The 18,975-nt window shown below is 64.6% G+C and carries 21 protein-coding genes; 16 read left to right on the plus strand and 5 right to left on the minus strand.

All coding sequences use genetic code 11. The features are described from left to right. The first annotated feature begins 225 nt into the window (after positions 1–225). The gene (locus ACQCSZ_RS24950; RefSeq protein ID WP_427008489.1) at positions 226–942 is read left to right on the plus strand and encodes an SDR family NAD(P)-dependent oxidoreductase; all 717 of its coding nucleotides are present in this window, start codon (positions 226–228) and stop codon (positions 940–942) included. On the opposite strand, the gene ACQCSZ_RS24955 is transcribed toward ACQCSZ_RS24950, so the two are convergent. Continuing rightward, positions 939–1,331, minus strand: coding sequence for an ArsR family transcriptional regulator (locus ACQCSZ_RS24955; RefSeq protein ID WP_427008490.1), 393 nt, complete (start codon positions 1,329–1,331; stop codon positions 939–941). The two genes, ACQCSZ_RS24950 and ACQCSZ_RS24955, sit on opposite strands and share 4 nt — an antisense overlap. 333 nt (positions 1,332–1,664) lie before the next feature. Here ACQCSZ_RS24955 and ACQCSZ_RS24960 point away from each other — a divergent pair, with 333 nt between their 5' ends. The 11 genes from ACQCSZ_RS24960 to ACQCSZ_RS25010 are packed head-to-tail and all read left to right on the plus strand — an operon-like array spanning position 1,665 to position 13,067. Then, positions 1,665–2,741: a CHAP domain-containing protein gene (locus tag ACQCSZ_RS24960; protein ID WP_427008491.1), complete on the plus strand. Its 1,077-nt coding sequence runs from the start codon at positions 1,665–1,667 to the stop codon at positions 2,739–2,741. Next, positions 2,738–3,256, plus strand: coding sequence for a hypothetical protein (locus tag ACQCSZ_RS24965; RefSeq protein WP_427008492.1), 519 nt, complete (start codon positions 2,738–2,740; stop codon positions 3,254–3,256). Before ACQCSZ_RS24960 ends, ACQCSZ_RS24965 begins: the two co-directional genes overlap by 4 nt. A 44-nt stretch (positions 3,257–3,300) precedes the next feature. Next, the gene (locus tag ACQCSZ_RS24970) at positions 3,301–4,803 is read left to right on the plus strand and encodes a chromosome partitioning protein ParA (RefSeq protein WP_427008493.1); all 1,503 of its coding nucleotides are present in this window, start codon (positions 3,301–3,303) and stop codon (positions 4,801–4,803) included. Positions 4,804–4,839: 36 nt separating this feature from the next. Next, complete coding sequence (locus ACQCSZ_RS24975; protein WP_427008494.1) at positions 4,840–5,433, plus strand: DUF6668 family protein; 594 nt, start codon at positions 4,840–4,842, stop codon at positions 5,431–5,433. A gap of 42 nt (positions 5,434–5,475) precedes the next feature. Continuing rightward, a complete protein-coding gene (locus tag ACQCSZ_RS24980) occupies positions 5,476–5,748 on the plus strand; it encodes a hypothetical protein (RefSeq protein WP_427008495.1) in 273 nt (90 codons plus the stop codon). 23 nt (positions 5,749–5,771) lie between these two features. After that, a complete protein-coding gene (locus ACQCSZ_RS24985) occupies positions 5,772–6,527 on the plus strand; it encodes a hypothetical protein (protein WP_427008496.1) in 756 nt (251 codons plus the stop codon). A 58-nt stretch (positions 6,528–6,585) separates the two neighbouring features. Further along, the gene (locus ACQCSZ_RS24990) at positions 6,586–7,803 is read left to right on the plus strand and encodes a hypothetical protein (RefSeq protein WP_427008497.1); all 1,218 of its coding nucleotides are present in this window, start codon (positions 6,586–6,588) and stop codon (positions 7,801–7,803) included. Next, positions 7,790–9,298 (plus strand): SCO6880 family protein, encoded by a 1,509-nt coding sequence (locus tag ACQCSZ_RS24995; protein WP_427008498.1) that lies wholly within the window; start codon positions 7,790–7,792, stop codon positions 9,296–9,298. The genes ACQCSZ_RS24990 and ACQCSZ_RS24995 overlap by 14 nt, the downstream gene beginning before the upstream one ends. Further along, positions 9,299–10,873: a helicase HerA domain-containing protein gene (locus ACQCSZ_RS25000; RefSeq protein WP_427008499.1), complete on the plus strand. Its 1,575-nt coding sequence runs from the start codon at positions 9,299–9,301 to the stop codon at positions 10,871–10,873. Then, entirely contained in the window at positions 10,870–12,639 is a 1,770-nt protein-coding gene (locus tag ACQCSZ_RS25005; protein WP_427008500.1) for a type IV secretory system conjugative DNA transfer family protein, read from the plus strand. The genes ACQCSZ_RS25000 and ACQCSZ_RS25005 overlap by 4 nt, the downstream gene beginning before the upstream one ends. After that, complete coding sequence (locus ACQCSZ_RS25010) at positions 12,636–13,067, plus strand: DUF4913 domain-containing protein (RefSeq protein ID WP_427008501.1); 432 nt, start codon at positions 12,636–12,638, stop codon at positions 13,065–13,067. The genes ACQCSZ_RS25005 and ACQCSZ_RS25010 overlap by 4 nt, the downstream gene beginning before the upstream one ends. Before the next feature lie 213 nt (positions 13,068–13,280). Here ACQCSZ_RS25010 and ACQCSZ_RS25015 read toward each other — a convergent pair whose 3' ends face one another. The 4 genes from ACQCSZ_RS25015 to ACQCSZ_RS25030 all read right to left on the minus strand — a co-directional run bounded on the left by ACQCSZ_RS25015 (position 13,281) and on the right by ACQCSZ_RS25030 (position 15,548). Then, positions 13,281–13,490: a hypothetical protein gene (locus ACQCSZ_RS25015; RefSeq protein WP_427008502.1), complete on the minus strand. Its 210-nt coding sequence runs from the start codon at positions 13,488–13,490 to the stop codon at positions 13,281–13,283. Between the two features lie 234 nt (positions 13,491–13,724). Beyond that, a complete protein-coding gene (locus ACQCSZ_RS25020) occupies positions 13,725–14,396 on the minus strand; it encodes a hypothetical protein (protein WP_427008503.1) in 672 nt (223 codons plus the stop codon). A 7-nt stretch (positions 14,397–14,403) separates the two neighbouring features. Further along, entirely contained in the window at positions 14,404–15,168 is a 765-nt protein-coding gene (locus ACQCSZ_RS25025) for a hypothetical protein (protein WP_427008504.1), read from the minus strand. Next, positions 15,165–15,548 (minus strand): hypothetical protein, encoded by a 384-nt coding sequence (locus ACQCSZ_RS25030; RefSeq protein ID WP_427008505.1) that lies wholly within the window; start codon positions 15,546–15,548, stop codon positions 15,165–15,167. The genes ACQCSZ_RS25025 and ACQCSZ_RS25030 overlap by 4 nt, the downstream gene beginning before the upstream one ends. A 233-nt stretch (positions 15,549–15,781) precedes the next feature. On the opposite strand from ACQCSZ_RS25030, the gene ACQCSZ_RS25035 reads away from it, so the two are divergent. The 4 genes from ACQCSZ_RS25035 to ACQCSZ_RS25050 all read left to right on the plus strand — a co-directional run bounded on the left by ACQCSZ_RS25035 (position 15,782) and on the right by ACQCSZ_RS25050 (position 18,916). After that, the gene (locus ACQCSZ_RS25035) at positions 15,782–16,465 is read left to right on the plus strand and encodes a plasmid pRiA4b ORF-3 family protein (protein ID WP_427008506.1); all 684 of its coding nucleotides are present in this window, start codon (positions 15,782–15,784) and stop codon (positions 16,463–16,465) included. Positions 16,466–17,214: 749 nt separating this feature from the next. Next, entirely contained in the window at positions 17,215–17,685 is a 471-nt protein-coding gene (locus ACQCSZ_RS25040; protein WP_427008507.1) for a DUF1348 family protein, read from the plus strand. A gap of 26 nt (positions 17,686–17,711) precedes the next feature. Next, complete coding sequence (locus ACQCSZ_RS25045) at positions 17,712–18,269, plus strand: TetR/AcrR family transcriptional regulator (protein WP_427008674.1); 558 nt, start codon at positions 17,712–17,714, stop codon at positions 18,267–18,269. A 485-nt stretch (positions 18,270–18,754) separates the two neighbouring features. After that, positions 18,755–18,916, plus strand: a complete 162-nt coding sequence (locus ACQCSZ_RS25050) for a hypothetical protein (protein WP_427008675.1) — start codon at positions 18,755–18,757, stop codon at positions 18,914–18,916. Positions 18,917–18,975 lie beyond the last annotated feature (59 nt).

Here is an 18,975-nt window from a genome sequence, read left to right on the forward strand (position 1 = left end):
CCGCTGCGGAATCTGAAGGAGGTTCAACGCGCGGAGAATCCGGAGGGACGGGGTTGAAGCGGCGGCGCATACGGCATTGAGAGCATCGGGGTGCATGACTTTAAGCCCTAACAAATCGAGGGTTGGAAGCCAGCACACCACTGTCCAGCAGCACACTTGAGGTATGGGAGATGTAGGCCCGCGAGGTCGCCGGGCCACTGTGGACCTTACCTGTAGAGTGCAGGCGTGGGCAAGTTTATGGTTGAGTCGCCGGTGGCATTTGTAATTGGAGCATCCCGGGGGATTGGTGAAGCAACCACCAGGCGTTTCCTGGAAGAGGGCTACGCCGTAGCCGGCACCCACCGCGGAAGCGGCGTGGCGGACGGTGTCCACGGAATCGAATGCGACGTGACGGACACACCGGCGTTGAAGGCAGCCTTCAAGGAAATAGCGGTCACCTTCGGACGGCTCGACACAGTGGTCTATAACGCCGGAGTTGCCCGTCAAGATCTTCTCATCCGGATGCGTGACGAAGACCTGCGATCAGTCATGGAAACGAACCTTTTCGGGGCTTTTACCAGCGTCCAGGAATCATTGAAATACATGGGCCGGGCCCGTTCCGGATCCATTGTGCTCATCTCCTCTGAATCATCCCGTACCGGCATCCCCGGCTCTGCTCACTACACATCATCGAAGGCTGCACTTGATGGCCTGGTGCGCTCTGCTATGTGGGAGGCGGGCCCTCGTGGAATCCGGATCAATGTCGTCGCCCCTGGCCCCACAAGGACTGACATGCTGGCCAAGGTCGAAGAGGCTGACATGGCAAGGCTTATTGAAAGTTCGCCGCTGAGGCGGATAGCGGAGCCGGATGAAATCGCAGACGCCATTTACAAGGTCAGCACGCTGACGTACCTGACCGGCGCTCTCATTCCTGTCACAGGCGGCGAAGGTCTAGGGTACTAGCCTTCCTGCGCGTCCTGCCCGGGAAGGGCTTTCAGGTCAATACCAAGGAACTCGTAAAGCGCCTTCGCCATCCCCTTGTACTTGTCCTGGTTGACTTCCCACCTCGTAGATCGGCCTACACGCTCACCGCGCGGCGGATCCCCGATCAGGATCCCAAGATCTTCAAGCTGGTCGAGGTTTCTGCCCACCAGACTGCTGTCCAGGGACAGCTTCTTAATCAGTGTCGCCCGCAGTGTCGGCCCCTGCGTGTAGAGATATCCAACGATAGCCAGGCGTGCGGGGGTGCTAATAACCCTCTGGGCCAGGAGGAGATCCTCTGACCAGTTCTCCTCGGGAAGGGCGTATTTAGGCACGCCCCCCATTTTGCCCCTAAACAACACCATTTTCATACTTGCTTCGCCTTCATCAACACTTACATGTCCTTCATAAGGGTGTTTAACACATTGTTGGATGCGTTTAATACACTCATCATGCTACATTTTAGGCAGTGATGAAGGCATTAAGCGAGTTCCTAACCTGTACTGGTCCCCTGCTTACCGGAAGTGAGGCGGGGCTCGTTCTTCCGAGTCCATCGGCCGACCGGGTAGTTCAAGCGATGTCAGGGGGAGATAGGGGATGAATCAGCCGAGTTCGCTAATTGGGATTTCCCATGCGAAGGGATCAACGAGATCCGCAACCCCTGATCGAGTCGGGGCTCCTCGCAAGGAGTCGAGGGAAACGGTATGAAGCCGAAGGGACTTCTGGCCGGGGCGGCAGTTCTGGTCCCGGCGGTCTTGTGCGGGCTGATCCTTCCTATCGTCCTGCTCTTGGGTCCACCTTCGGCAACGGCCGGCTGCGGCCCCACGGTGTCCGTCGTCATTGACGGTGATACCAGGGTGGACGGCTACACCGGGGAGCAGCTCCGGAACGCTGCAGCCATCATGAACACCGGCAAGACGCTGAACCTGCCGGCACGGGGCCAGATGATCAGCGTCATGGTCTCCCTGGGGGAGTCGGGCCTGCGCGTCCTGGACCACGGCGACGGTGCGGGTCCGGATTCCCGGGGGTTGTTCCAGCAGCGCGACAACGGCGCGTGGGGCTCCTACGCAGACCGGATGGACCCGACCACGAGCGCAACGAACTTCATCAAGGCGCTGCGGGCTGTCCCCGGTTGGGAGCTGTTGGAGCCGACCATGGCCGGCAACAAGGTCCAGCGCAACGCCGATCCCTACCATTACCAGAAGTACTGGCCCGAGGCCGTCAAGCTCGTCCAAGCACTTTCGGACGGGAAGTTCTCCCTGGAAGGCAGCGACTGCGCCATTCCCGGCGGCTCCGGAGCAGGCGATGATCTTCCTTGGAAGAGCGCACCGAGCTGGCTGCAGGTCGGCGCCAACGCCTCCAGCACTTCTCCGCTGGGGATGTACAACCGGGAGTGCACGGACTTCGCGCTCTGGCGGGTGAACCAGCAGCTCGGCAGCACGGGAGCTCCGTTCAAGGTCCACAACAGCACGTTCCGCCCCGACGGCATCAACCTCGGATCGGCCCTGACGTGGAAGAGCGGATGGCACGCGAAGGGCTGGCCCACCGGCAACACCCCGCGGGCCGGGGCCATCGTCTGGTACGCCCCCGGCGCCGGCGGGGCCGACCCGACCTTCGGGCACGTGGCCGTGGTGAAGGCCGTCAACGCCGACGGAACGTACGTCGAAGAGGGCTACAACGGCAACCCTGCCCCGGCGGACCACAGCTACTACACCCGGACAGTCAGCAGCAACGTTCCCTCAGCTTTCCTATACCTGCCCACTCAAGAGGAGAAGAAGTGAAAAAGCCTTTTACCCTGCTCGCCGTGGCGCTGCTCTGCGTTTCGTGCACACCGGCGGGGAACACGACGCCGGCACCGGAAGAATCAGCCAGCACCAAGCCCACATCGTCCGCGCCCGTCCCGCTGGGCGCCACCAGCGGACCACAGGCACCAGGTGGAACGGTCCCGGCCACGACCGGCGTCACCTGGGATCAAGCCAGCAAGGACAAAGCGGTGGAAGTCGCCGAGAAGGCAATGACGGACTTTGCCCGCCCCGCCGTGGAGGAAAAGCAGTGGGCCAATGACCTGGCCCGGTGGCTGACCCCGCAGGCCACAGCCGACTACTCGGCAGTGGACCCGGCCAACATCCCGGTAAGCCGCGTCACCGGGCCGGCCACACTCTCTGTCGATGACGCCAACGGCTTCGGAGTCATGGCAGCGGTCCCCACCAACGCCGGGACCTACACGCTGCAGCTTCTCCGCACGGGCAAGGACGCCCCGTGGAAGGTCAACCGGTTTACACCACCCTCGTCCTAAGTACCGCACCTCTAAATCTCACACATAGGTAAAGGAAGAAGTTCATGGGTACTACACCGACGGAAGTCATGGCCTTTCCAAAGATCAGGGCCATCGTCCGCGATAACGGGACCGCTGAGGTCGTCGTCGCGGGCAACTCCCGCGTCGTTCCTGCCGGGGACACCGTGCAGGATCTCCGCAACAATGCCCTGGCCCTCATCGTGGGCGAGGCACAGACACTGCAGCGCCCCGTCAGGGTCCAGATCGAGGATCCCGAAGGGCACGGTGAACTGATCGTGCACCCTGACCACAAGATTGAATCTGTCTCCTATGAGGCCCGCCCCGCCCGCCGCCGGGCAGAAGCCCCGGAAACCACGCCCGGGACCGTAGCGCCGGCCGTGATTGATACCGTTCCGGTCCGTGCCCCTGAGCCCGTAGCCGCCCCCGCCGAGCCCATGACGGCCCCGGCCGCTGCGGAGGCGGTGGACCGCCAGCCGTGGCCGCCCAACCCCGTCGCCGACACCACGCCAGTGCCGGCGAATCCGGAACCGCAGGCGGCGGCCGCCGCAGAGGAACCGCAGACGGCTGTAATCGGTGAGGAAGCGCCGCCTACCCGGCGCAGCTTGAAGGAAACCTCATTCCTGGTCAGCGCCCCGGTGCTGGAACCGGCCACACTGGGCTGGCGGGGGACGCTCACGCGCCTGGGATTCCGGATGGACCCCTCAGAGGAAGAACTCTCCGAGCGGGAGGATATCCGCACGGTCAGCCAGCACTGGCCCGGCCCCCGCACCATCGCCGTGGTGAACCGCAAGGGCGGGGCGAACAAGACCCCCACGGTGGTCATGCTCTCGGCCATCCTTGCCCGCTACAGCGGGGCCGCCACCGTGGCCTGGGACAACAACGAGTCCCAGGGCACCCTGGGCTGGCGGACGGAAAAGGGTTCCCACGACCGGAGCGTCCTGGACCTGATTGATTCCTCGACCGAACTGCTGTCACCGTCAACGAACGCAGCAGAAATTGCCAGGTTCGTCCATCACCAGACCGCCGATAGGTTCGATGTCCTGCGTTCGGACGAGAACGAGGAAGGCGACCACGAAGTCACCGCTGAAGAAGTCGATATCGCCCACCAGGTGCTCACCCGCTATTACCGGCTGGTGGTCATGGACTCGGGCAATACCGCCCGGGCCGAGAACTGGCGGCGGATGATCGACCACACCAACCAGCTCGTCGTACCTGTGACGGCCATCGAGGACCGTGCCGAAGCCGCACGCCTGACGCTGCAGACCCTGGAATCCCGTGGCGGGCACGACGCGGAGCTGGCCCGGGGCGCCGTCGTGATCGTCTCTGAGTCCACCGACGCCAAGCGCAGCATGAGCGGGGACGCGCTGAGGCGGGCCAAGGATGAAGCGCGGCGGATCGCGGACGGCTTTACACCTTTCGTCCGGGCCGTCGTGCGGATCCCGTACGACCCGGCCCTGGTCAACGGACCCATCCGCTACGAGGCCCTGCAACCAGCCACCCGGCGGGCCTGGCTCGCCGCCGCGGCCGCCGTCGCCCAAGGCTTCTAACCACACCAGCCCCACCAACGTCCGAAAGGAGGAACCATGAACCAGTCCCTCAACCCGTGGATCATCACCCCGGACACCGGCGCCGAACCCCACAACACCGCCGCGGATCTCCAGCTGCCGCCCGCCCCGACACTCAACGCTCCAGTGCTGGGGATGGTGGAACCTGACGCGGCAGACCGGCTCGGCTGCCGCACCGTCGCCGGCACCGCCACACTGTGGGTCACGGGCGCTCATGGGGGAGCGGGGGAGAGCCGCCTGGCCGGAATCCTGGAGGGCGCACGCGCCACAGACCATGCCTGGCCCGTCCCCGACGACGCCTTCGGCAAGCCGTCCGTGCTGCTGGTGTGCCGGTCGGACCTGCGGGGATTGAAGGCCGCCCGGGGCGCGCTGATTCAGTGGGCCTCCGGTGCCGGCCCGGCCGTTGACCTGCTCGGCCTCGCTGTCCTGGCCGACGCCCCCGGACGACTCCCCAAACCCTTGCGGGACTTCGCCGCCCTCATCGGCGGGGGAGCGCCCCGGTTGTGGATCCTCCCGTGGGTCGAATCCTGGCGGCTCGGCGATGCCACTGCCGGCCCACCGGGACGGGACTACCAGCGCTTCGCCACCGACATCGCGGCCCTCACCACCTGACCACCCATCAACGTCCAGCTTCACCTCTCGAAAGGTCTCATCATGCAGAACCTCATTGCACGCCTTCCGCTCAGCGTCATCCCGAACCCGACGCCCACCGTCCCGGAGCAGGCCAAGGGCCTTCTGACCGTCCTGAACTGGGCCTCCGGCATCGGCCTGGTCCTGGGCGTCCTGGGCGTGATCATCGTCGGCATCGGCATGGTCATCCAGCTCTCCCGCGGCAACGGCGGGGAACACCTTGGCAAGCTCGGCTGGGTCCTCGGTGGTTGCATCATCATCACCGGCGCCTCGGGCATCGTCCGCGCCTTCGCCTGACCCGACTACCGGAGAGGTTCATCATGAGCGAATCCACCCACAGCACCACCGGACCCAGTCCATTCACCAGGCCCGGATTCATCATCTCGGCCGCCCTGGTCGTTGCACTGATTGCCGCCGTCGTCGTGATCTTCTTCCTCCCCAAGGGAAACAGCACCGCACAGCAGTCCCCCGCCTCATCGTCTGCCGGTGCCTCCTCGGCGCCAGCGAAGTCAGCAGACGCGGCTGGAAAAAGCATTTGCGGGCTGCCCTCAAGCGCGGAGACGGCCTTGGGCGCCGCGCCGAAGTCCAAGTGGGAGCTAATCGGCAAAATGGCGGCCCCCACTGACCCTAAGACCTTCGGACCGGGACTGACGGACGACAGCGGATTCAGGTCCTGCTTTGCTCACTCACCAACCGGCGCCGTCTACTCTGCCGTCAACTTGGTGGTCCTTGGGTCGTCCAAATCGCAGGAAATGAATATCAAATTGGCAGACAAGCTCATGGCTCCCGGTGCCGGGCGGGATGCAGCCAAACAGCAAGCAACGACATTGGATCCTTCCACCGGCTCCAGTGAAACCGTTCAGGTGCGAGGCTTCCTACTCAAGTCCTACATGCCCACCGAAGCCAACGTTGATCTGGCTTTTGAAACCTCCGGTGGAAAATTGTTTCACGCGGTTCTTCCGCTCCAATGGCTTGATGGAGACTGGAAAGTCAAGGTTTCCGATGCCGGCCAGCTCATAAACGACGTTGCCCGGCTCAGCGACATGAGTGGCTTTATCTCATGGGCCGGGGTCTGACATGGCCGAGTGCGTTCCCCTGGACGTCATCTGTCAGGGAGGCAATGCAGTTTCCGGGATGCTTGACGATGCCATAGGCAATCTGGCGAAGTCGATTATGGAGGGTCTGAGCCAGATGGTGACGACTCTTTCGACTTTCTGGGTGACCATGCCGACGGCGAACCTCACGACAGCAGATGGTTCCCAGCCCAGCGTTCCTGTTGGTTTTCTGGAAAATGGTCTCGCTACATGGACGCTCACCCTTGCCGTACTGTCGGTCATCATCGGTGGAACGCGGATGATCTGGGAGCAGCGCGGGGCGCCGTTGAAGGACCTTCTCCGGTCTCTGCTCACGCTCACACTGGTATCGGGCATGGGTCTGGCCGTGATTTCGATTCTCGTCATGGCCGCGGACGCCTTCGCCGTGTCCATCATCGAAACGTCCACTGACGGCAAAGGATTCGCCCAGGCCCTGACAATCCTGACGCTGACGAACAGCCAGGGCGTCGGTGTCTTCATCCTGATCATCCTCGGCATTGTCGGGCTGCTCACCTCGCTCGTGCAGATTGTCCTCATGATTGTCCGCAGCGGCATGCTGGTCATCCTGGCCGGCATTCTTCCCACGACGGCCGCGTTCACGAACACCGAGATGGGCCGGCAATGGTTCCAGAAAGCGGTCGGCTGGACGATCGCGTTCATCCTCTACAAACCCGCAGCGGCCATCGTCTATGCCGTCGCCTTCAAGCTGATGGACTCCGGCACCGGCAAGAACACCCTGCTGGGATCGATCACCGGGTTTGCCCTCATGATCGTCGCCCTCCTGGCGCTCCCGGCCCTGATGCGCTTCGTCACTCCGATGGTCGGCGCGGTTGCCGCCGGCGCCGGCGGGGGAGCGGCCGCCGGAGCTGCCATGGGCGCGGTGGCGACCGGCGCCGTTTCCATGGGGCGGGGCGGAAGCGGACGGGGGAATGCATCCCCGATTCCGGCGAGTCAGGGATCCGCCTCGGGAAGTCCGGGCAAGGGCAGCACTGGCGCTGGAAGCACCGGGCGAAGCGGAAGCAGCGGAAGCAGCGGAGCCAATGGAAAGCCGACGCCGGGAGCGGCATCGGGCGCCGCAGCAACAGCCGGGGCCGGAGCAGGCACCGCCGGCGCAGGCGCAGCATCGGGTGCCGCGAAGGCTGCAGGTCCGGCCGGCATGGTCGTCGCCGCAGGAGCACAGGTAGCGTCAAAGGCCTCCCAGGCCGCACAGAAAACCGCGCAGGATTCAACCGGGGAGGGCCCCAGTGGCAGCAATTAGCACCGAATACAAGGAACCGTCCTACGGCAACTGGCAGGTTCCCCGCTCAGCAGGCCTCGGCAGCCTGGGCGCGATCGGCACCGGCATCGTCATGGCCGGCCTGCTGGCCGGCATCATCACCTTCGCCATCGCCGGGCTGCTGCCCGGACTGAGCGTCCTCGCCTTCGCCGGGGTGCTCGTGCTGCTGCTGACGGTCAAGGACAAGCACGGACAGTCCGTCGTGGACCGGTTCGCCACACGGATGAACTTCCGCCTCGCCCGCTCGGCGGGGACGAACCTCTACCGTTCCGGCCCCCTCGGGGTCACGGCGTGGGGGATGTACCAGCTCCCCGGGCTGGCCGCGAGGTCCCGGCTGTACGAGCTCCACGACTCCTACAACCGCCCCTTCGCCATGCTCCATGTTCCGACGACGAACCATTTCACCGTGGTTTTCTCCACCGAACCCGACGGTGCGTCGCTGGTCGATCCCGAGCAGGTTGACGCCTGGGTGGCGAACTGGGGCGGCTGGCTCGCCGGTCTGGGGGATGAGGCAGGGCTGGAAGCTGCCGCCGTGACGGTGGAGACCGCGCCGGACTCCGGTTACCGGCTGCGCAACGAAGTGGAAATGAACATCGACCCGGACGCCCCGGAAGCGGCCAAGGCGATCCTGCGCGAGGTCGTCCGGACCTATCCGGAAGGCTCGGCCACGGTCCGGGCCTGGGTGTCTTTGACCTTCAGTGCCTCCTTGCGGTCCGGGTCCCGGAAGCGGGAGCCGGAGGACGTCGCCCGCGACGTCGCCTCCCGCATCCCGGGCCTGGGCGCCCGGCTGCAGGCCACCGGCGCCGGGATCGCCCGGCCCATGTCCGCCCAGGAACTCTGCGAAGTCGTCCGGATTGCCTACGACCCGCCGGCTGCGCTGATCATTGATGAAGCCCACGCCGCCGGCACACCCGTTGCGCTGAGCTGGGGCGAGGTGGGCCCGACCGCGACCCAGGCCGGCTGGGATGACTACCGGCATGACAGCGCGTTCTCCGTGTCCTGGACCATGACCGGGGCACCGCGCGGTTCGGTGAATTCCTCGGTCCTGTCCCGTCTGCTGGCCCCGCACGGGGACATTGACCGCAAACGCGTTTCGCTGCTGTACCGTCCGATGGATTCGGCCCGGGCCGCCGCCGTGGTCGAGCGGGACCAGAACAACGCCAACGTCCGCATCAGCTCCGGGAACCGGCCGTCCGCCCGTGCCCTGGTCGATGCCCGCTCCGCCGCGCAGACCGCGGCCGAGGAAGCCCAGGGCGCCGGGCTGGTGAACTTCGGGATGGTCGTCACCGCCACCGTCACCGACGCGGGCCGGCTCCCCGACGCGGTGGCCGCCGTGGAACAGACCTCCGGCACCGCCCGGGTGCTGTTGCGCCGGGCCTACGGCTCCCAGGACACCGCCTTCGCCGCGTCCCTGCCGCTGGGCCTGGTGCTGCCCAGGCACATTCTGCTGCCCACCGAGATCAGGGAGGCCCTCTAAATGGCACCCATGTTGTTCTTCCCCACCAGGAAATCGAAGGTGACAGCTCCTGCGAAGGCGAAGGCCGCTCCGGCTGCGCGTGAGCGCGGGCCGGGTTCGCGCGGCTGGGGCGGGCGCGGGGGAGGGGCTGCGGCCCTGGTCCCCGCGGTGCGTGAATACCGCGGCACCACCGTGCAGGTGTGCGGGTTGTGGCCGTTTTCCTCGGGCACGTCCTCGCCCATGATTGGAGTGCCGCTGGGCCGGCATGAGGAAACCCAGGCCACGGTCTGTTGTGATCCGATTAGCTGGTTCCAGCGCGCCAGGCTGATTTCCAACCCGTCCGCGTTCATCCTCGGCAAACCCGGTCTGGGGAAGTCCACGCTCGTGCGCCGGATGATGCTGGGCCTGGCCGGGCAGGGCGTGCACCCGCTCGTCCTCGGGGATTTGAAGGGCGAGCATGTGGACGCCGTAGCCGCGCTCGGCGGGCAGGTCATCGAGCTGGGCCGGGGCCGTGGCTACCTGAACATCCTGGACCCGGGCCAGGCCGTCGAAGCCGCAGCCCTGCTCGAGGACAAGGGCCACCACGACGCGGCCGTCCGGGTGAGGGCCGACGCCCACGGCCGGCGCCTGACCATGGTCGTGTCCCTGATCACGATCAGCCGCAACAACCCGCCCACGGACCAGGAACAGACGATCCTGGACCGCGCCCTGCGCGTCCTTGACGAAACCTTTGACGGGGTCCCGGTGCTGAAGGACCTCCTCGACGTCATCACCGCGGCACCGGATGAGCTGCGCCAGGTCGCCCTGGACCGCGGCGACATGAACGTCTACCTGAAGGAGACCCGGGCGCTGGAGGCCACCCTGCTGGGCCTGACCGGCGGCGGGAAGCTGGGCGAGATTTTCTCCCGGCAGACCACGAACCCGATGCGGCGGGACCGGGCGGTCGTCTTCGATGTCTCCAGCATCGATGAGACCGAGACGGATCTGCAGGCCGCTGTGCTGCTGGCGTGCTGGTCCTATGGCTTCGGTACCGTCAACGTCGCCAATGCCCTGGCCGACGCCGGGCTGGAGCCGCGCCGGAACTACTTCGTGGTCCTCGATGAACTTTGGCGGGCGCTGCGGGCCGGTAAGGGCATGGTGGACCGGGTGGACGCCCTCACCCGGCTCAACCGCTCCGTCGGCGTCGGTCAGGTCATGATTTCCCACACCATGTCCGACCTCCTGGCTCTCCCCGCAGAAGAGGACCGGATGAAGGCTAGGGGTTTCGTCGAACGCTCCGGCATGGTCATCTGCGCCGGCCTGCCCGCCTCGGAGATGCCGCTGCTGACGGCAGCCATACCGCTGTCCCGTCAGGAGCAGCAGAAGCTCATCTCCTGGCAGGACCCGCCCGCCTGGGATTCGCGCGGCGGCGACGTCGAACCTCCCGGGCGGGGGAAGTTTCTGATCAAGGTCGGCGGCCGTCCCGGCATTCCCGTCCGGATCGGCCTGACCTCCATTGAGGCCTCTTTGAATGACACCAATAAGCGCTGGAATGCACTGGCTGAAACGCTCCTGGAGCCGGGAACGGCCGGACTGGCTGGGGAGGGTGCACTGTGAGCGCCCCGAACCGCAAGGGAACGGGCCTGGGTGACGGGCTGGGGATCTGGCTGGCCATCGGCGCAGCTGTCGTCTTTGGGGGCGGGTCCTGGGTCTCGGCCCATCTCGGATCCTGGCTGGCCGGCATCGCCGCGCCCCCGGCCCACCCGATCGACCTGGTCGCCGGTCTGGCCAAGGGCCGGGTTCCCTGGCCCGTCCAGTCCACTGCGGTGGCATGTGTGCTGTCCGGTGTGTTGATCGCGCTGGCCGTGGCCGTGTTGGTGGTCCGGTCCCGGACGGCGCACACGCGCACCCGCGTGGATAAGGCCGCCGTGCACATGGGCCGCGGCAAGGACCTGGACCATCTGGGCACGAAGGGGGCCACGGCCACGGCCGTGCGCCTCGGCGTGGAGGACTCCACCGGTGTCCGGCTCGGGCGCAGTGTCGCCGGGAAGCGTCACCTGTGGGCGTCCTGGGAGGACATGCTGATCCTCATTGCCGGGCCCCGGACCATGAAGACGACGTCCTATGCTGTCCCTGCGATCCTGGACGCACCCGGCGCGGTGATCGCCACCTCGAACAAGCGCGACATCGTGGACGTGACCCGCCCGATCCGGTCCGAGGCCGGGCAGGTGTGGGTCTTTGACCCGCAGGCCGTCGCCGAAGAACAACCGACCTGGTGGTGGAACCCGTTGTCCTACGTGACGAACGAGGCGACCGCCGGGAACCTGGCGCAGCACTTCGCCAATGGCTCCCGTGAACCGGGAACCAAGCCGGACGCCTACTTCGATCCGGCAGGGCAGAACCTGCTCAAAGCCCTCCTGCTGGCCGCCTCGCTCAACTCCACGCCGATCACGCAGGTGTACACCTGGCTGACCCGCCCGCACGACGAGGCCCCGGCCGAACTTCTGCGGGCCGCCGGGTATGACCTGCTGGCGGACATGGTGCTGGGTCACATCCGCGAGCCGGAGAAGCAGCGGGCCGGGGTCTACGGCACCGCCCGGCAGATGGTCTCCTGCCTGACCGACCGCGACGTCAGCCAATGGGTCACCCCGCTGCGGGACACGACCGTGGCCACCGATCCCCGTCCGCAGTTTGTTCCGGAAGAGTTCGTGCGCGGCAGAGGCACGCTCTACAGCCTCTCCCGCGAGGGCGTGGGCACCGCCGGGCCTCTGGTTACCGCGTTGACCGTCGCCGTCGTGGAAGCCGCCGAGAAGTACGCCACCTCCCAGCCCGGCGGCCGGCTCGCCACCCCGCTGCTCGGGATCCTGGATGAGGCGGCGAACGTGTGCCGGTGGAAGGCGCTGCCTGACCAGTACAGCCACTACGGCTCCCGCGGGATCATCCTCATGACCATCCTGCAGTCCTGGTCCCAGGGCGTGGAGGTCTGGTCCCTGGAAGGCATGCGGAAGCTCTGGTCGGCGTCGAACGTGAAAATCTACGGCGGCGGCGTTTCCGAGGTCGGCTACCTCGATGAACTCTCCCGCTTGATCGGCCAGTACAGCTACATCAATGTCTCCCGCAGCCACAGCAAGGCCGGGTCTTCATCCTCGCGGCAGGAGAGCAAGGACGAGATCCTCTCCGTGGCCGACCTGACGGCCCTGCCGAGGTTCCGGGCCATCCTGCTCGCCTCCGGCGCCCCGGCAACCATGATCGAAACCATTCCCTGGATGAATGGACCCCACGCCCAGAAGGTCAAAGACTCCCTCGCCGCCCAGGAGAAAGTGGAGCGTGAGCCTGTGGTCGTTCCGGCGCGCAACCCATGGACGGATGGTGACAAGGAGTGAGTGAGGAGTTCGGGGACGCGTTCGGCGGCGAAGAGGTTCGGTCCACAAACGGCGGTCACAGCCATGCCGAACCTGAACCGGAGCTGGTGTACTCCAGTGCCGTTGAGTTTTTCGTCGAGCTGATGGCCCAGTCCTATGTTCGGGAAGTCAATGAGGGCGCGGCCTTCGCCTGGTGCCCCGAGTGGTACAAACACCCCGAAGCCCTCATCAGGATGGAAGCCATCTGGCGGGCCTGGGAACACCTCCGGCTGGAGCCGGCTCTCGGCGTCAGCAGCTGGTGGCTGAACCACGCCGACCCCCACATGCGCGTCCTCATGGACAAAGAAGGACCGTTCAAGAAGTGCGCCTACGACGGCCACACACCCCCACGCACCCCAGGCCTTGCCTCGCTCCCGCACAGCGAGCCCGAGGCCGGCATCTTCGGCTAGAGCCCACGGGTGTCCACGCCGGGCGCAGGTCTTCAGTAATTCCCTAGGGCGAACCGCCGCGGGTCGTGCTCGACCGCGCCCGGGCAGCGAAGTACCCAATGAGTGGGGGATTTGCCGTCCACAGACTGGCTGCAGCAGTCCCAGCAGCCTGTGGGCACAGGTTGTGGTGTAGGCGGCCCCGTGAAAAACGATTTTGACGACGGACCTTAACGGTCAAGCGTCAGGGTCGTGGCCCAGGATTTTGAGCAGATTCTGAAGTGACATCCTTACTTGCTCGTATCCGTGTTGATAGAAAAGCGGGGTCATCTCCTGCAGGCCGGTGTCGTCGAGTTCGTGGATCATTTCCACCGTCTCCCGGATGAAGGCTTCGACTTCTGGAGGCAGCCGTCCCGGCCAGTCGGCGTTGGCTTCGGGGTTGATCACGATGTTGTGCCTTTCTCTTTCCATCTCTTCCGGTCCGAAGCGTTCAGGCGGCGTGGGAGACCCGGCCCGCCCTCGCGCGCCCTTTTGCTCCCATGTCAGGGAGAGGGCGATGGGGTCGGCATACGTCGCACGGGTCGCTTCTGCTGGTGCTCGTCCGAAGAATCAGGCTTCAGGAGGCGGGCCTGTGCGGCCGGGCTTCATCATCGACCACGCCATAGTACTTGGAGTGATGATTCAGGGGAGTGGCGGCGGTATGGCGCCGGAGTCCTCGTAGATTGAGTAGACCGTTTCGACGTTGTCGGTGAGCCGCTCGATGTCCTCCAGGGTGATGTTGATCGCTGCCGAACGGTTGCGCAGGATTTGTACCGCTTCGGTTTGCGGCCAGAGGAGCTGGTCCATGTAACTGGGGAAGGAGCGGCCGCTGGCGGTGGCGTATCGCAGGATTTCTTTGGGGTCGGTCACGCGTTGGCCGAGGACGAGCTCGACGTCGACGTCTCCCAGGGGATCAACCGACCGGTCGAGATAGCTTCCAAAGATCCTCAACCGCTGTACGTAGTATGGCTTGCCGGGATCTGCGTTGTAGGTGCGGGCCCGGTCGAGCATTTCAGCGACCAGCCGATCCGCTGTTTTCCGTGTGATCGGTTTCCCGAAGCTGGCCATGGCGAGGGCGTTGCCCAGGGTTGTGGTCGTCCACCAGCGTTGCCCGTCGGGGGAGTGGTCTGCCCGTTCGATGTACCGGTCGCCTTCGAATCTGTCCAGGGTGGACTTGGGGTCGGCGGCGGCGAGGGATTCCAGCAGGGACAGCGCCCATTCCTCATCAAAATCCGCGAGGCTGGCCCGGCGCAGGAAATCCCTGGCGGCCGGGGCGGGCAGCCCTGCGATGATGTCGTTCTTGGCTATCCTCATGCGTGCCTTAGCGGCAATCCAGTCCGTACATGGCGAGAACGTAGTCCAGGTCCGGGTCGGTGCGGTGGATTTCCGTTTCGTCCAGGACAGCGACCGGGTCGGTGCCGAGGTTGTCGTCCCTGCGGCGCATCCAGTACGCCCAGCAGACACCGCCGCCGTACTTCGAATGCGCACGCACGCCGGCCGCGTAGTTGCCGTCGTCCAGGACCTGTTCGCGCAGCCATTCGGCGATATGTGTCGTGGGTGCGCGGTCTTCGCCCGCCAGGGTTGCCAGGGTGATGTCAGCGATGCCGAAGGCATCCTCGAGTTCCTGGCCGAGGTGGCGGTTCAGCGCGGCGATCGATTCAGCGGCGGTGAGATCGATCCACCGTTGCGGGCCGTTGATCTGCAGCGTGTACATCAGGCGTCCGTCGCGCCAGTTGGCCGGCAGCCAGCCCGGAACCATGTTTCCGTTCCTGGTCCAGTCGTCCTGGATCATCCTTCTGGCATCCTCCACGGACAGGCCGAACTGCCGGGCGGCGAAGGCAATGGCGTTGCGGAAGTCCTTGGCCACCCGCGCCATGGCCAGGGCCTCGGCATACGCGGTTCTCTTGTCCCCGGCCAGGTACACCGTTGATCCCGGGGTGTCGAAACGTGACCACGCGGACCGGTCGGCGGATCCGACGGTGCGCGGCAGCGGGTTGAGCGGGCCGTACGAGGATTTCGCGATTCTGTACCCGGTCACCGGCCCGTCCACGAAGGCCAGGCCCGTGGTGGCACAGACCTGCGTCAAGCGGAGAACCTGTCCTCGGTCATGGCGGCAGCCGCGCCCATGACGTCCTTGGCGCGCATGTCCCTGATTGCTTCGATCGGGGACACCTCGCCCAGCCAGGGGTTCGCGCCGACAAACCACAGCCGGGCCACGTGTTCACCTTCCACTCCCGCCACAGCCGTCCAGGCGCGGTGCGCCAGTTGGAGCCTCGCCTGCGCCTCGGCCCGGGGTTCGGGGCCGTCCGTGCGGGCCCAGCGGTAGCTGATCTTCGGGTCCTTGCTGCCGGCAAGTGCTGCGACCAGTGTCGCCCCCAGGGCGCTGTTGAGCTGCCTGACGATTTCCCGGATGCCCAGGCGTGCGGTTCCGCCGTGGGCGGCCCCGACGTCGATGGATATGCTCACGGGTACCACGCTCCTTCCACTAGTCCTTCAACCTTAGCGGAACAGCCAAGAATTTCCACTGAAAAGCCACCAAAAACGCACCAATTCCTCACCAGATAGCTGCTGCCTGGCCCCACCAACACCACGACCACCCCTTCCCGGCACCGGCGCTGCACGGTTCCCGCTCGCGGCGACAGCGGCCCGTGGGGCTCACCTATTTCAGCGAAGCCCAGGTGGTTTGAGACGATTGCGCCATGAAACAGGACGACAAGAACCCGAACGGACCGGAATCGGTCCTGGAGCTGCGGGTGGTTCTTGTCGGCAGCCAGCCGGAGATCTGGCGTCAGCTGGAGGTCCGCGGCCCCATATCGCTGGATCAGGTACACGGGGTCCTGCAGGTGGCCTTTGGTTGGGAGGATGCTCATCTGCACCGATTTACCGGCAGCGATCCCTTCGCGCCTCTGCGGCCGATCGATGGCGAGATACCGGAAGCCCTGCAGTGGCTCCCCAGGCAGTCGTGCGAAGAACCGGCGGACAGGGCAGAGGAGGATTACTCGCTGGATCAACTGCTGGCGACTGGACCCGGGGTCGCGTTCTATGAGTACGACTTCGGCGACAGCTGGCTTCACCGGCTCGAGCTGGTTTCCCGCCGCCCGGCGACGGAGACTTCTCCGCCGGCACGGTTGCTCGACGGCGCCCGGCGCGGACCCCTGGAAGATTCCGGAGGTATGCCCGGGTTCGAGGAGATTCTGGACGCCCTGGCCGACCCGTCCCATCCTGACCACGTTGAATTTTCGGCGCGGGTCGCCGAAATGACCGGCACCGATGAGCCCTTTGATCCCGGCTTCCTGGACATCGAAGCCATTAACCGCAAGCTCGCTCGATCCCTGAAAAGTGTCCGATCCCATTCGACCTGTCAGCGCCGACGCGGGAACTGACAGGTTGAGTGAGACGCCGAAAGGCACTGGCTGTTGTCCTGTCTCATCCAAGACGGCCCAATCTCACCACAGTTGGCCCATCCCGCCAGTCTGTCCCACTACAGTTGGACCAACGGTTAAAGTTCCTTGTATTGCCGCGGTTTTTGGATCGACAGCCCGCCCGGAGATTCTTCACTTTGGCCCGACTGTAGTGAGACGAAATCGTAAATTTGTCTCACCACAGTTGACCGAACCCGCGAGATTCCGGGGTTGCCGTGGGTCAACTTAAATGAGACGGGACAACTGACTCATCCCAATTGCCAGGGACAAGGACCGAACCATAACTGATAGTTTACTATCGTTTCTACCTTACATAAGATCCGTTATCGGCTAAATTTTAGTCTCCTTGTGTCCGTGACGGTTGTACCGTCCGGTAAAGTGTTGTCCTTTTCCATCTAAGTTGACGCGCGATCACGCTTCTTGACGCATTTTTGCTGCCGGTGTCATTACAGTTGACGCACCTTCCCGCCAGCGGCGTGAATGAGCGCAGGCCGGCCAGCTTCGGCAGGGAGCAGCCAGACTGTACCGGGTCAGAAACCGACGACACGATTCACTGCCTTACGACAACTGAAATGAACAAACCCCTGGAACCCGGTTCCACTACGGTTGTCGCATCCCCGTCAGAGGCATGCTGATGCGTCAAGTTAGATGAACAAGGACAAGTGTGTAACGATTGGTACAAACACTTGAGACTATCAAGGGACGAAGCCATGGACACCAGGCCTCCGGTTCCCCCGTTTACACTCGAAACTGCCATCGAAAAGGTTCGAGCCGCAGAAAACGGCTGGAACACCCGCGACCCCCTGAAAGTGGCCCTGGCCTATACCGAGGACAGTTGGTGGCGGAATCGCACCACATTCGTCCAGGGGCGCGACCAGATCATCCAACTGCTGACTGACAAGTGGGCCCGCGAACAGGAATATCGCCTGATCAAGGAACTGTGGGCCTACGACGGCGACAGGATCGCGGTTCGTTTCGTTTATGAATGGCAAGACCAAGATGGGCAATGGATCCGTTCCCACGGAAACGAGAACTGGGAGTTCGACGAGCGCGGGCTGATTCGGTGGAGGCATGCGAGCATTAACGACGTCGTCATCAGTGAGTCTGAGCGGAAGTTTCACTGGGACCGGGGAGGTCCTCGTCCGGAGGCCCATCTGGGCCTGAGTGAACTTGGCCTCTAAGAAGAAAGGAGCCCCTCGTGCCCAAGATGATCGCCACGCGAGCCGACGCCGTACCCCAACTGGCCGAGGTGTTCCGCTCCCACGGTTTCGCTGGAGCGAGCCTTTCGGAGATCTCCCAGGCGACAGGACTGGGCAAGGGGAGCCTCTATAATTTCTTCCCCGGAGGCAAGGACGAGATGGCAAAAACGGTTCTTGCCGATATCGAAAGCTGGTTTCAGGCCAAGATATTTGCTCCGCTGAAGTCAGCCCTGCCCCTGGACGAACGATTGACTCTGATGTTCAGCGACATCATTGACTACTTTGCATCAGGACATCGAATCTGCCTGGTTGGTGCTTTCGCGTTGGGGGCGGAGAGGGACAAATTCGTTGACCAAATCACCGGCTACTTCGTTGACTGGACCGAGGCATTGCGGCAGGCCCTGGAAGAGGGCGGGCATTCCGAGCATCCACAGGAACTGGCTGAGGAAGTCGTCTCCGGCATCCAGGGCGCATTGATCCTCGGCAGGGCGCTAAACGACCCAAGCCGCTTTGTAGCTATCCTTCATCGCCTGGAGGATCGGCTACTCAAGGAGTGCCGCCCGTAGCCACCTTCGATATGTCATCTGCGGAAGCGGCGCACGTTCTGCACTCGGAACACCGATGCCATCAATTCCACCGCGGAAACAGATCGCCGTGGCGACCAGCCCGGTCAGGGCCAGGCGATACGAGTGAGATGGTTGCTTCGCAGGAGGCTCACCGTTCGATCCCCTCTGGCATGAAATTTCCTCATCCGCCGAAGCCCGAATAATCCGTGCGGTGTCCGACTCAAACGTAGGGCTTCCTGTCCCTGTGCCGAACATCCATCTGGCAGGGTTAGCCATGGGCTTTCGCGTCGAACTGACTGTCCATTGACACATATAGCCGGCCCGCAAAAGATGCCCGTCAGGCCGCGTGGAGCGGTGCCGTGTCCCGATGCTGGACGTTGTCGTTGCCAAGGTACAGCAGTGGACGGTGACTGCCGGGACTGGACGCTCACCGCCACGCGGTATCGGTGTTCTGGGAATCCTGCAGCTGGGTCTGGCAAGGCGGAGTGTCCGCCGCTCCTTGGCGGCGACAGCCGAAGATCCTCTTCGGCGAGATCAACGCCGGCGACATCGTTGTGCTGGACGTGGACAGCGAAGGCGACGACGCCAGGTTCACCTTCGCAGGCAACGCCAAGCCGCGCATCCCGGACGCACTGCCCGCCGCTTGAGCTAAACGGAAAACCGGCCGCTGGCCACCGCCGAGTCGGGCTGAAATCTGGTGTCTCAC

It is taken from the genome of Pseudarthrobacter sp. H2, from assembly GCF_050157045.1.
In the GTDB taxonomy this organism is placed as follows: Bacteria; Actinomycetota; Actinomycetes; order Actinomycetales; family Micrococcaceae; genus Arthrobacter.